Annotated in this window: 12 protein-coding genes; 5 read left to right on the plus strand and 7 right to left on the minus strand. The window is 46.0% G+C overall.

From position 1 onward, the window contains the following. Nucleotides 1-218: 218 nt before the first annotated feature. The 7 genes from ACUVJL_RS11215 to ACUVJL_RS11245 all read right to left on the minus strand — a co-directional run bounded on the left by ACUVJL_RS11215 (nucleotide 219) and on the right by ACUVJL_RS11245 (nucleotide 7,841). On the minus strand, nucleotides 219-938 hold the full coding sequence (locus ACUVJL_RS11215; protein ID WP_445245915.1) for a carbonic anhydrase: 720 nt from the start codon (nucleotides 936-938) through the stop codon (nucleotides 219-221). 198 nt (nucleotides 939-1,136) lie between these two features. After that, the gene (locus ACUVJL_RS11220; RefSeq protein ID WP_445245916.1) at nucleotides 1,137-1,865 is read right to left on the minus strand and encodes a carbonic anhydrase; all 729 of its coding nucleotides are present in this window, start codon (nucleotides 1,863-1,865) and stop codon (nucleotides 1,137-1,139) included. Nucleotides 1,866-1,969: 104 nt separating this feature from the next. Next, nucleotides 1,970-3,829, minus strand: coding sequence for an NAD(P)H-quinone oxidoreductase subunit F (locus ACUVJL_RS11225; protein ID WP_445245917.1), 1,860 nt, complete (start codon nucleotides 3,827-3,829; stop codon nucleotides 1,970-1,972). Nucleotides 3,830-4,269: 440 nt separating this feature from the next. Beyond that, nucleotides 4,270-5,277 carry a glycosyltransferase gene (locus ACUVJL_RS11230; protein WP_445245918.1) on the minus strand — a complete coding sequence of 336 codons (1,008 nt, stop codon included), beginning with the start codon at nucleotides 5,275-5,277 and terminating at the stop codon, nucleotides 4,270-4,272. A 129-nt stretch (nucleotides 5,278-5,406) separates the two neighbouring features. After that, the gene (locus tag ACUVJL_RS11235; protein WP_445245919.1) at nucleotides 5,407-6,135 is read right to left on the minus strand and encodes a L,D-transpeptidase family protein; all 729 of its coding nucleotides are present in this window, start codon (nucleotides 6,133-6,135) and stop codon (nucleotides 5,407-5,409) included. A 220-nt stretch (nucleotides 6,136-6,355) separates the two neighbouring features. Beyond that, complete coding sequence (gene mraY / locus ACUVJL_RS11240) at nucleotides 6,356-7,471, minus strand: phospho-N-acetylmuramoyl-pentapeptide-transferase (protein ID WP_445245920.1); 1,116 nt, start codon at nucleotides 7,469-7,471, stop codon at nucleotides 6,356-6,358. Between the two features lie 130 nt (nucleotides 7,472-7,601). Further along, nucleotides 7,602-7,841: a DUF3134 domain-containing protein gene (locus ACUVJL_RS11245; protein ID WP_190744105.1), complete on the minus strand. Its 240-nt coding sequence runs from the start codon at nucleotides 7,839-7,841 to the stop codon at nucleotides 7,602-7,604. Between the two features lie 413 nt (nucleotides 7,842-8,254). Here ACUVJL_RS11245 and ACUVJL_RS11250 point away from each other — a divergent pair, with 413 nt between their 5' ends. From ACUVJL_RS11250 to ACUVJL_RS11270, 5 genes are all read left to right on the plus strand, one after another. After that, the gene (locus tag ACUVJL_RS11250) at nucleotides 8,255-9,931 is read left to right on the plus strand and encodes a glycosyltransferase family 4 protein (protein ID WP_445245921.1); all 1,677 of its coding nucleotides are present in this window, start codon (nucleotides 8,255-8,257) and stop codon (nucleotides 9,929-9,931) included. Nucleotides 9,932-10,085: 154 nt separating this feature from the next. Further along, a complete protein-coding gene (locus tag ACUVJL_RS11255; RefSeq protein WP_445245922.1) occupies nucleotides 10,086-10,670 on the plus strand; it encodes a PAP/fibrillin family protein in 585 nt (194 codons plus the stop codon). A 321-nt stretch (nucleotides 10,671-10,991) separates the two neighbouring features. After that, complete coding sequence (locus ACUVJL_RS11260) at nucleotides 10,992-11,252, plus strand: hypothetical protein (RefSeq protein WP_445245923.1); 261 nt, start codon at nucleotides 10,992-10,994, stop codon at nucleotides 11,250-11,252. 131 nt (nucleotides 11,253-11,383) lie between these two features. Next, the gene (locus ACUVJL_RS11265; protein WP_445245924.1) at nucleotides 11,384-12,052 is read left to right on the plus strand and encodes a Uma2 family endonuclease; all 669 of its coding nucleotides are present in this window, start codon (nucleotides 11,384-11,386) and stop codon (nucleotides 12,050-12,052) included. 168 nt (nucleotides 12,053-12,220) lie between these two features. Next, nucleotides 12,221-12,477, plus strand: a 257-nt coding sequence (locus tag ACUVJL_RS11270; RefSeq protein WP_445245925.1) for a DUF433 domain-containing protein, incomplete at its 3' end; no start/stop codon positions are given.

The following is a 12,477-nucleotide window of genomic DNA, read 5'->3' on the forward strand; positions in this document are numbered from 1 at the left end:
GTAAAGAATCAATTTTTCTGGTTTTTGTGTTTGATAATTTCAGTCCAGAACGCTCAGGACACAGGTGGTAAGGTGCGTCCGAACCCCAAACCCTCGCTAATCCATCTATAACTCGGTATGACGCACCCTACAAGTCGATCGTCCTATGCCTGGAACTTTGAGCCTTAATTTGAGAGTTTAGAGGTTAACTTTTCCCAAATTATCAATCCCAAATTGCATCACGGTATATTAATAATCTCGACTGCCGCCGTGTCTAAATCGTAGTATCCACCAACAACTAGCAGTTTCCCTTCTTGAATTAACTGAGAGATAACTGGAGAGTCTTTCAACCTGCTAGCTTGCAGCTTAACATTCTCTTTGACGGCATTTACTACCTTATCGCCCGCTTGGTTTTTCGAGCTTTCTACAGCCGGCTTAATGGCCTTGGTCAAACTGCCAATTTGACCGGGAAGTTCACCTCCTTCGATGGCTGCTTTTACCGCACCGCAATTTTCATGCCCGACTACCATAAGCACTTTTGCTCCCAGTACCAGCGTGCCAAATTCCAGGCTGCCCTTTTCTTCTGGGGTAGTAACATTTCCGGCCACGCGACAGACAAATATATCTCCAACTCCTCTATCGAAGAGAATTTCCGCAGGAAAGCGGGAATCTGCACAGCCGAGAATAGCAGCAAAGGGTGCTTGAGATGGGGCAACTTGGGTGACGCGCGCCAAGGTTTGGTTGGGATTTTGGCGCATGTTGTTAACAAACCGCTGGTTCCCGTCCACTAACATTTGCAGAGCTTGCTGGGGAGTTACGTTATTTTGAGCAATTGCTGGTTCGGGTGCAGCCAACTCAGCGCCTGCTCGTGCTGCGAGGATGCCTGTACCAATAGCACCTGCGACAAATTTGAGGGAATTGCGCCGAGAAAGATTGAATAGTCTGTTGTTTGAGTTCATTCGTTTTGCCTTATTTGAACGAGTTGGAAATCTTTGTTCAAGACTTGATGTTTTTAAGATTTTAGATTAAAACTGTCACCTAAAATCTTAAATTTTAAAGGTCTTTACGCGCCTACAATCTCACCTATTGCACAATTTGCAATAAACCCGTAGGGGCTGGTTTATTGCAAATAGCCTTAACAAGTGCTTCCAGGTTATTTAAGCCATCCATGCCATAGGAAGAATCTCGACTGCCGCCGTGTCTAAATCGTAGTATGCACCAACAACTTTCAGTTTCCCCTCTTGAATTAACTGATTGATAACTGGAGAGGCTTTCAACCTGTTAGCTTGCAGCCTAATATTCGCTTTGACGGCATTGGCTACACTATCGCCCGGTTGGTTTTGCGACATTTGTACAGCCGGCAGAATGGCCGCAGTCAAACTGCCAATCTCACCGGGAAGTGTACCTCCTTCGATGGCTGCTTTTACCGCACCGCAATTTTCATGCCCGACTACCATAAGCACTTTTGCTCCCAGTACTAGCGTGCCAAATTCCACGCTGCCAATTTCTTCTGGGGTAGCCACATTTCCGGCCACGCGACAGACAAATATATCTCCAAATCCTCTATCGAAGAGAATTTCCGCAGGAAAGCGGGAATCTGCACAGCCGAGAATAGCAGCAAAGGGTGCTTGAGATGGGGCAACTTGGGTGATGCGCGTAAAGTCTTGGTTGGGATTTTGGCGCATGTTGTTAACAAACCGCTGGTTCCCGTCGATTAACAGTTGCAGAGCTGCATCGGGAGTAATGTTATTTTGAGCAATTACTGGTTCGGGTGCAGCCAACTCAGCGCCTGCTCGTGCTGCGAGTATCCCTGTACCAATAGCACCTGCGACAAATTTGAGGGAATTGCGCCGGGAAATATTGAATTGTCTGTTGTTTGAACTCATTTATTTTGCCTTATTTGAACGACTTAGGAATCTGTGTTCAAGAATTCATACTTTTAAGATTTTAGATTAAAACTGTCACCTAAAATCTTCCTTTTGAGGTATTTTTACCCGCCTACAATCAGCGACAGGCGAGCTAGCAGCGGCCAGCTTATGAGCAGTCCCAAAACTGCCACTCCGAACAGAATTGTCAAGGCGTAAAACTGAGTTTGACCGTTAACGTTGTATTTGAGGCTTTGCCCGCCGAAAACCGTTGCCACACCGACTAAATTTACGAATCCGTCAACAATATTGCGATCGACCCAGGAGATAACTTGAGCAACTAAACCGACTGCAAATATCACTGTCACCCGGTAAAGTTTGGCAGTGTAAAAGTCGTAGGCAAAAAAGTCTTGCAAAGCTTGAGAACCAATTCGCACTGGTTTTTCCCATTTGTCGTTCAGGTAAACAAATGCTCCTGCACCCATGCCGATCGCCGTTGACAAAACTAGCAGTCCAGTTGCGGTATAATTCAAACTTGCCACAGGCAATAAATTCCACGCCGCCAGCAAGTGCGGAACGTGCAAAGTAAAGCCCATTAAAACAGTCATCGGCAAGATAAAAGGCCAGTGAACTTCCGGCGAGCGTTCGGTCATTTGCTTTGGTTTGCCGCCAAAAACTAAACCGAAGACGCGCACCAACCCAAAAGCAGTGACGGCGTTTACAAACAAAACTATTCCTAACAGCAAAGGCTTAGCTTCCGAAAGCCCGGATGCTAATTCTTCTAAAGCCCAGAAACAGCCGAAGGGGGGCAGTCCCACCAATCCAGCGCTACCGACAATAAACGATATGGCCGATATCGGCCGCTTTCTCCACAAACCGCCGAGAGCTCGGACATCCTGAGTGATGCTGTTCCAAACTACCGAACCGATGCTCATCACCAGCAAACCCATTGCCAAGCTGTAGGCAAATATTAATGTCAGGGCTATCTGGGCTTGTCCGGTGCCGACGGCGATAAATACTAAGCCCATGTAAGAGCTGACTATATAGGAAAGCGTGCGCTTGATGTCAATTTGGGCGATCGCAATTAATGAAGCACCCACCGCCGTCGCAGCACCCACAGCAATAGTTGCCGTCACCCCAATCGGGGACAAAGCAATCACTGGCTGCAACTTAATCAATATCCAAGCACCAGTTTCGACAACTACGGTGTTCCGCAAAATCGTCGCCGGCAGGGGGCCTTCCATGGCCTCATCCAGCCACAGGTGCAAGGGAAACTGAGCGCACTTACCCATCGGCCCGGCAATCAAAGCTAAAGTCAACAGCGTCGCTACAGTGGGGTCAAGCTTTGCAGTCTGAGCCCAAACAGCCAACTCATCAAAATTCCAAGTTCCAGCCAGCGGCAGAATTGCGACTACTCCCATCAGCAGGAATAAGTCACCCACCCGCTTGGTTAAGAAAGCGTCGCGGGCGCCTGTCACCACCAAAGACTGATTGAACCACAGCCCGACTAGCAGGTAAGTACCCAAAGTCAGAACTTCCAAAATCATGTAGCTGAAGAACAGGGAATTGCACAGTACCAAGCCGCACATCCCCGCTTCAAACAGCCCCATCAGGGAAAACAATCTCGCCCAGCCCCAGTCCATTTCCATGTAACCGAAAGCATAAATCTGCGCCAGCAAGTTCAGTCCGGTAACCAAAACTGTCGCGCCGACTGTGACAGTAGAGATTTCTACGGGAATGGTTAAGTCTAAACCTGCTACATTCAGCCAGGGAATTAACTGGTGCTGTGCCGGTTGGTTCCAGATAGCTGGGAGGGCGATGACGCCGTGTAAGAAAGCGAACAAGGTTAAGATGGCGTTCACGTAACCCGATGGTCTTGGCCCCGTGCGACGGGTAATTGCCGGAAACCACAGCATCGACAGAACTCCGCCGATGAGTGGATAGCAAGGTATAAACCAAACGGTCTGGAGTAAGATTTGAGCCATTGGCATTACCTGTAAAGGTTACAAAAATTTAAAATTCTGAGAATAATTCCGCTCGCGCCAACGACAGCACTCAAAAGCCAGAAGGCAGAATTAGAGGCTATTTTGGCGTCAGTATTCGAGTTAGTCGTGGTTTTGATACTAGGCGGGAAGAATAGACTTATTAATTTTATATTAAGGATTGCGTTAAATTTTCATATTTCTAATTCAGTATATTTTTTTCTACCGATAAACTCTACTTATAGGTATATATAGCCTTTCTCAGTAACATGAGTTGCTCATAGGGCATAGGGCATCGGGCATCGGGCATCGGCATAGGACTCGCCCCCATACCTCACCACGCTTGAGAACCGCTATATAGGGGGGGATTGTATACAAAAGAATATTGTTCGATCGCAAGTGCGATCGAACAAGGATTTATTGCTCTAAAATATTAAAACCGATTAAAACCGCTCAATCTGCCAAGCTGATTCGGGAAGTTTGGCTTGGCGCTGTCCCATCGACCTTGCCCTAACATTCACTAGACCGATCGGCGTCTTGAACAAGTCTACCAGATCGGAAGAGCCGATCCTCTTCGAGGGCTTCGCTAACGCACTTTTGGCAGCAGCAACCGGAAATTCCTTTAATAGCCACCTAGCCAGCCGGTAAAAATATTCCCCTGTTGTGAATTCTCGCATCAAATCGACACCGTGGAGTTCGTGCAAATATTTATTTGATTCGCCGTACCGATACCATTGACTTTGCAACTGTTTTATTGTAGAACGGTGGCGGTGTCGGACGATCGCATTTTCGGCAAAATACATTTTATATGATGTTTCCCGCAAAATCCGCCAGCACAAGTCAGCATCGCCGCCGCTGGTGAGGTAGGGGCGAAACAAACCTACTGTTTCTAAAACTTGTTTGCGTACAGCTAAATTGGCGGTTTGGCCGTAAGCACAAAAAGGGTGAGCGAGAGTATGTTTTTGAGATAAAGTATTTTCGCGCTCGGCGTGTTGTTCTAAAATAGTTTTACCCGGGAGGGCGAGTATTTCCCCAGCGCTAATTCCTACTTCTAAGTCAACAAATGGCTTAACTAAATTTTCCAGCCAGTCAGATTCCGGGCGACAGTCTGCATCGGTAAATGCAATGATTTCGCCTGTTGATGCGCGAATTCCTTTATTGCGGGCGGCGTAGGAACTTTGAATCTGATTTTCCGCGAGGGGGCGAATGGTTATTCGATTGAAATTGCTTCCCCCCCTTACCAAGGGTGGGATCCCGGGGGGATTAGAGGCTGCTGTTTGGAGGATGGTTGAAGTGCGATCGCGACTGTTGTTGTCTACTAGGAGATATTCTACACTGTCGATCGGATAAGTTTGCGATCGCAGGCACTCGATCAACTCCGGCAAATCCATCTCGCCGTTGTAAACAGGCACAACCACCGAAACTTCCAATAAAGACACATCACTGTTCATTTTTAGCCCTTCATTCTCACCTCTTGCAAAATTTGCAATAAACCCGTAGGGGCTGGTTCGCCAATAGCCTTAAGAAGTGCTTCGAGGTTATTTAAACCCACCCCCACCCAAGGAAAAAACCTTTTTAAATTATTTCAGAATTTCTACTGCCGTTCCCTTCTGCACAAACCCATACAACTCCTCAACATCCTTATTTTCCAGCGAAACGCAGCCCAAAGTCCAGTTCGATCGCTCTTTTATAATATTATCCGAATTAGCAGGAACGCCGTGAATCCCGACTTCGCTGCCTATACTGTCGCCCCACGCAATTGTACCATCTTGCTTAGCTTTTATATGTTTGCGCCAAGATTGTTTGGTTGGATAATCCAGCCACAGAAACTTTGACCAACTTTCGTGAGGGTACATATCTTTAATACTAAAAACACCTTCCGGCGTCCGCAAATCCCCTGCTTTTAATTTATCACCTGCGGGATTGCCACCAAATACTACAGGATAAGATTTTACTGGCTTTTTGCTATCGTATACAGTCAGCCTATATTTTGATTTTTCTACTAGGATGGAAATTCTGTTTTTATCTAACTTATTTGGTTCGCCTAAAATTTGTATTAGCGGCTTGTCGTAGTTTAATAAATTATCGGGCGGTAATTGGGGATGCAACATATTTAAATCATCAGCCGGACATTTATTTAAGCAGAAAACATCTAAAATGTAGGGAATTGGAACAGCATAACCCAGCCTAACGAGGTTCCAGTAAAAAACTGAGCTAGCAGCCAGCAAGAGAAGGCTTGTAGGTGAAAAAATTCTCCCCAGATTGCCCCGAGTTTTTTTGATTTCCATTGCATTAACGAGGGATATCATAGATTGTTCGGCGGTTGAAACTGCTCAAGAGTCAAACGAAGTGCGCGCCACGCGAGACTAAGAAATGTGAAGCCGAAAAGCCTGTTGCTTTAGCCTAAAACGGGCAAGATGCCCGTTCCACAACTGCATTGAGTTCCTGTAGAACGGGCATCTTATTTGTTTTTGAAGATTGCACAAAATATCACTTAAATCGGCTGTTAAATCCTTTGCCAATCCGCTGTTAACTGTTGCTAGTCAACATCAGAATCATTAACACTAACACCCCGTTAGTTATATAAAAGATGCCAACAACCTGAGTTTCTAACCAGCCGCACAGTTCTAGATGATGGTGCAGCGGAGCCATTCTTAACAGACGCTTGCCGATTCCATCTGGCCCTTTTGTAGCTTTGTAATAACCTACTTGAGCAATTACTGACAGCGTTTCAATAAAGAAAATCCCGCTAATTATTAATAATACCCAAAGGCTATTAGTTAATAGAGCTACCGCACCCAACGCACCGCCCAAAGCTAAAGCACCTGTATCGCCCATAAACACCGTGGCTGGATTGCGGTTGTGTGCTAAGAAACCGAGACAACTGCCGCTGGTGCAGGCGCAAAATATCATTAATTCTGGCGAAGTTGAGGCTACAGATGCGCCCAATCCCAAAAGTGCGATCGCCCCCAAACCTCCCATCAACCCGTCAACGCCGTCGGTAATATTAGTAGCATTGCTTTCAGCTACCAGCACAAAACCCGCCAGCGGCCAAAACAGAAACCCTAAAGGCAATACCCAACCGAAAGGCAAAGCAATGCTGGTAGAAATCCCTGGTTCGCGGAACATCAGCCACAGACAAAATAGAGCGGCAAAACCTACTTGCAAAGCCAATTTCATCCGAGGTGAAATACCTTTATTCGATTTGAGGCGCAGAATTTGCCAGTCGTCGATCCAGCCGATGAAACCGTAAGCTAAAGTTAAAGCCGATACCGCAACAACATCTGAGTTAAATCTAGACCAAAGCAAAGCAACTGCGACCCCTGCAGGCACAAAAAAAACGCCACCCATTGTCGGCGTTCCCGCCTTTTTTAAGTGAGCTTGGGGACCGTCTTCGCGAATTATTTGTCCTGCTTTTAGTTGCTGGAGTAAAGGCACAACTGCATAGCCCAAAACCGATGCAACTACAGCACAAACAGCTAGTGGCATAAATAGCGATGCAGGTCCATTCAAAAGTCTACCCGCTGCTACATCTAAACCGATCGCTAAAATGCCAAGCCCCAAACCCAGCAGCAGGAATAAATTCCTGCCTGTAAGTTTGAAAGGCATAGTTAAAGAAATTTTCTCATCCACAAAGTTATCCATAACACTCCTCAACACACACCATTTAAGAACAAGCAATTGACAATTAGGCAATAGGGTGCGATACAGGAGATGGGGAAATATCTTAGTTTTTATTCCCTGTTTCCGGTTGATTCCTTCACCCTTCTACAAGTTATTCCTCGCCTACACTCACATCCTCTTCTATTTCCTCTTCTAAATCATCGTAAGGACTGTCGTCAACTGCCATTAGTTCGGAAATTTCTTCTTCGTGCAGATAGTCTGGTTCTTGGACATCCCTTGCTAACAGGCGATTGTTAGATTCCAACCAGTCTAAAAGAGAAGATTGCTGCTTTAATGGAATTACATCCGCAGGCAAGTGGCGAGGTATTTGACGCAGAGATGGGTTGTACATGATTCTCGGTTTTTAAAGACAAAGACGCGATCGAATAGAGGAAATGTTTTGCCGACGGACTGCAGCTTTGATCAAGCACTTGCAAATCGGGCATTTAGCAAGGCTAAAGCATTATACCATAGGCCCTGTTTGGTTCCGGATAGGCATAAGATGGGATACCCAAAAGGCGATCGCCCCAAGCATGGGCCCCAGGATAACACTAAAATCCGCTCTTGCCAATCCTTTTTTAGCCGTAAGCATTGTCATCCCAGACGATCGTCTTTAAGATATCACGGGACACGTCGCGATCCTGTTCTGCAAGCCTCGCTAACGCGCCAGCGGTTGATTCAGAACAGGATCGTGGTTTTTCACCAAAGCCTAATCCCGAATGCCCTCTGGCTTCTTCAGTCAACTCTCAAGCAATAAATCTCAGAATGGATACAACGGCGGCAGTATTATACAACAAAGAGAGTTACGACACCCGAGGGCAAAGACTTCTAGGACGTCATTCAGCCGGAGAGGGGTTTCTCAAAAGCTTAGTCCAACACGGAACCGCTGACTCTCTCTACTGTTTGGCCGATAGCGAAACAACCTTTAAGGAGTTTTGTTCGCACATCCAACCTTGGCTGCAACAACCTCGGAAAGTCCGCTGGATTCCCACAGAACGACCGGATTTGCTATCTCAACCGGGCACAATTTACCGACCCGATCCGGCCCTCTCGCAGATAGTTTGGGCGCGCAGATTTGTCGATCAGCGGGCCTATAGTGTTTGCGGCGTTACTCACACCCTCGGTACCAAATATGTCATGGAGGCGATCGGCGATTTGATAACCGCACCCATGCAGCCTTGGGACGCCCTGATCTGCACCTCTGCCGCCGCGAAAACAGCAGTAGAAGGAGCTCTGAGGGAGTGGTCAGAGTATTTAGCGCAGCGCAACGGGGGTCAACCGGAAATTTTAGTAAAATTGCCGATTATTCCCCTAGGAGTGGATTGCAGCGCGTTTCCGCAGGGTATGGAAGCAGTTAATAGTCGCCACCAACTGCGACAAGAACTCGGCATTTCTCCCGACGATATTGTTGTGTTATTTGTCGGTCGATTGACTTTTTCTGCAAAAGCTCATCCGGTACCGATGTACATCGCCCTAGAGGGCGCCGCACAACAGACAAAAGCCAAAATCCACTTAATTCAAGCAGGTTGGATCGAAGATCCGAGAGAAGAACCCGACTTTAAAAATAGCGCGCAAATCTTTTGTCCCTCGGTGAATGCTATTTTTTTAGATGGGAGAAAGCCCGAAATTAGAATAAATATTTGGTCAGCAGCCGATATTTTCATTTCGCTTTCGGACAACATTCAAGAAACCTTTGGGCTGACGCCAATTGAAGCAATGGCAAACGGACTGCCCGCCATAGTCTCCGACTGGAACGGATACAAAGAATCAGTACGCCACGAAATAGACGGCTTCCGCATTCCCACACTCATCCCGCCCCCGGAATCTTGTTTAGATTTAGCGCTAAATTATCTCGACGGCAGCTTAAATTGGCCGACTTACATGGGTCACACTTCCCTCGCCACAGCAGTTGACCTTGATGCCTGCACCCGCGCGTTGTGCCAATTAATTGAAAACCCCGAATTGAGAAAGCGGATGGGGGAAAATGCCAGACAAAGGGCAAGGGAAATTTATGATTGGAAAGTAGTAATTGCAGCTTACGAACAATTGTGGCGGGAATTAGCAGAAATTCGCGTTGGGGCACCGGAGTCTGCACCTGTAAAAGCCGGGAAGCCGCCTTATCCGCTGGGCGACGATCCGTTTCGGGTATTGGGCCATTATGCGACTAGAACTTTAAGCAATGAGATGATGCTGAGTCTGGGTGCGATCGTCACACCAGAACGGATGAGAGAGTTGCAAACAATTTGGTTTACCAGCTTCGGTCCCGACAGAAGAATCTCTGTTAACATTCAGATGGAGATATTGGATGCGATCGAGCAAAAGGGTGCTGTCAGTGTTGGAGAAGTTCTCAGGCGTTATACCAAAAACGACCAAGAATTAGCATCCCTGTATCGGACTCTGCTCTATCTAGTGAAATTTGGTATCTTAGTTATTAGTTGTTAATACACTGCGGACTCGGCGATTAAAATCGCTACTACACAAACTTTCGTCCCTCTCGCTTGAGACTGAAGAAAAGATCGGTGTTAATTTTGCCTCATGTTCGATAATTAATCCGTCTATTAGTGTCAAAATCCGTGTTCTTCATCCTTAAAAAATCATGCTTAGAAAATCTGCACTATTAGAGATAATTGCTGGTAAAAATCGCGGTTTGCTGGCGACTCCCAGCGACAAACAAGCGATTTTAAGTGCGATCGCCCAATTGGAAGATTACAACCCCACCCCACGCCCTGTCGAAGCTGCAGAGCTTTTAAATGGTGATTGGCGGTTATTGTACACCACCAGCCGCGCCCTGCTGAATCTTGACAGTTTTCCCTTGGTAAAATTGGGTCAAATTTATCAATCTATCCGCGTCAAAGAATCGAAAGTTTACAACATTGCCGAACTTTACGGCTTGCCTTATTTGGAAGGAATTGTCAGCGTGGCAGCAACATTTGAGGCGACTTCGGAACGGCGAGTGCAGGTAAAGTTTGAGCGGTCAATTTTGGGTTTAAGTAGATTAATTGGCTATGAATCTCCAGCCAAGTATATCAATGAGATTGAGTCGGGTAAAAAGTTCGCTGCTGTAGATTTCAGCTTCGATACTCGCGAACAGCAGGGATGGCTCGATATTACTTATTTAGATAAGGATTTGCGGCTGGGGCGCGGCAATGAAGGAAGTGTCTTTGTATTGACAAAAGAGTGATAGTGTGATGGGTGATTAAGTGCGATCGCCCCTTAACTCATTCTCAATTTATCTTTCTTTCATCCGCGTTTATTCGCGTTCATCTGCGGTTAAAAATCAAAAATCTATCACTTTTACAAACAATTCAACACTTACTAAAACCCTCAAATCCATAGGCGATAAAAGCTTCAGATAGGATAACCGTTAAAACTTAGCGTTAAGTATTGACAATTGACAATTGTTGTGATAGGTGCTTGAATTTTAATGGAAAAGGCGTTAGTACATTCCCGCCAAGAAACTTACTAACGCCTTTTGTGTACTCCTTACGAATACAACACGATTATGTCACAAAACGGTTATCAACAGGGCTTCCCAGCGAATCCTGGGGCGATCGCGTACCAAAAACGCCTTTATCCTTGGGCGATCGCCAAACTCATGCCCAGTATGCAGCGGACGATTGTGGGGCGATTTCGCAGTCGATCGGATGCTGACGGGCACTTGCTGTGTCTGCGTCAACTGATGCCTCAAGCAAGGCTTGTGGTAGTTTTTGACTTGCAACCAGACTTAGAAGTACCAATTGCAGCGCCCACAGCAATTCGATAAGCACAAGGATTTGATCCCCCCCTTAAAAAAGGGGGGCTATAAAAATTGACAAATTACTAACTACCACTTACCGCAGCAGATAAATATCAACCTAAGTTAGGATAATTTTATCCTCAATTTGCTTTTAAATCATGACTTCTACAACTGCCAAATTCATCGTGTCTCAAGTGGGCGAAATTCCCCAATGGCAAGCCGCGACGTGGGAAGATTATGTAGCAGCCTGCGAAGATCCATCTTTGGAGGAAGCCAGAATATTTTTTTATGAAGGATATCTTTGGATAGACATGGGTAATGAAGGGCCTCAGCACGCCAGATTTAACGATCTGTTTACTATCATATTTTTCGTGTGGTTTACTACCAAAATAGGACAAACTTTTGATTCTCTCAGCGGTTGTGTAATTGAAAAACCTAAAGTGGGAGCGGGTGCACCAGATAAAGTTTTATACATCGGCGGAGATTTCCACCAATGGCAAAAAGGGGAACCCCGCCGAATTAATCTGAATCAGTCGCGAGTGCCCGATTTAGTCGGGGAGATAGCCGATACTACTTTGGCCAGCGATTTAGATGAAAAAAAGCGGTTGTATGCTGCTTTGGGAATTCCTGAGTATTGGGTAGTAGATATTAAGGGCGAGAGAGTTTTGGCATTTCGCTTGCAGGAAAACGGGAAATATCAGCCCTGCGAAATTTCCGGAGCCCTTGAGGGATTGCCAATTGCTTTGCTGTCTGATACTTTGAAACTTTTGGGTGAGGGAAATGGGACGGCGGCTATGTGGTTTACTCAACAAGTTGGGAAGTTGTAGAGAGGTTGGCGGAAAGTGCGTGAAGCGTAGCTATCCCGTAGGGAATCGCTCTTAATTTTTATCAATTCCTTACGCAATTATCGCTTCAAGAGAACCGTCAGGGGAATAAATAGTTACACATTTTTAGAAGAAATCTATATAATCAAGTTAACTGACTGGAGAAAATGTATGACAACAACTGTAGTAGACATCGGGACTTTAATTATCCGCGATCCCAACCTTCGAGGCGGCCGTCCGATTATTGCTGAAACTGGTACTTCTGTCCGCCGCATCGCCGTTTTGTACAAGCAGGGTAACAGTGCGGAAGAAATTGCTAGGCTGATGACTCACTTATCGATCGCACAAGTTTATGCAGCTTTAACGTATTATCATGCTAATCGAGAAGAGATTGATACAGATTTAGCTGAGGAACAAGAAGCTTACGA

The sequence above is a fragment of the Microcoleus sp. OTE_8_concoct_300 genome (genome assembly GCF_031383065.1).
In the GTDB taxonomy this organism is placed as follows: domain Bacteria; phylum Cyanobacteriota; class Cyanobacteriia; order Cyanobacteriales; family Microcoleaceae; genus Microcoleus.

Bases quoted from the DNA above. Each gene is read 5' to 3' on its own strand.
- ACUVJL_RS11215 (WP_445245915.1), bottom strand. From the start codon at position 938: ATGAACTCAAACAACAGACTATTCAATCTTTCTCGGCGCAATTCCCTC.
- ACUVJL_RS11220 (WP_445245916.1), bottom strand. From the start codon at position 1,865: ATGAGTTCAAACAACAGACAATTCAATATTTCCCGGCGCAATTCCCTC.
- ACUVJL_RS11230 (WP_445245918.1), bottom strand. From the start codon at position 5,277: ATGAACAGTGATGTGTCTTTATTGGAAGTTTCGGTGGTTGTGCCTGTT.
- ACUVJL_RS11250 (WP_445245921.1), top strand. From the start codon at position 8,255: ATGGATACAACGGCGGCAGTATTATACAACAAAGAGAGTTACGACACC.
- ACUVJL_RS11245 (WP_190744105.1), bottom strand. From the start codon at position 7,841: ATGTACAACCCATCTCTGCGTCAAATACCTCGCCACTTGCCTGCGGAT.
- ACUVJL_RS11225 (WP_445245917.1), bottom strand. From the start codon at position 3,829: ATGGCTCAAATCTTACTCCAGACCGTTTGGTTTATACCTTGCTATCCA.
- ACUVJL_RS11235 (WP_445245919.1), bottom strand. From the start codon at position 6,135: ATGATATCCCTCGTTAATGCAATGGAAATCAAAAAAACTCGGGGCAAT.
- ACUVJL_RS11260 (WP_445245923.1), top strand. From the start codon at position 10,992: ATGTCACAAAACGGTTATCAACAGGGCTTCCCAGCGAATCCTGGGGCG.
- ACUVJL_RS11265 (WP_445245924.1), top strand. From the start codon at position 11,384: ATGACTTCTACAACTGCCAAATTCATCGTGTCTCAAGTGGGCGAAATT.
- mraY (WP_445245920.1), bottom strand. From the start codon at position 7,471: ATGGATAACTTTGTGGATGAGAAAATTTCTTTAACTATGCCTTTCAAA.
- ACUVJL_RS11255 (WP_445245922.1), top strand. From the start codon at position 10,086: ATGCTTAGAAAATCTGCACTATTAGAGATAATTGCTGGTAAAAATCGC.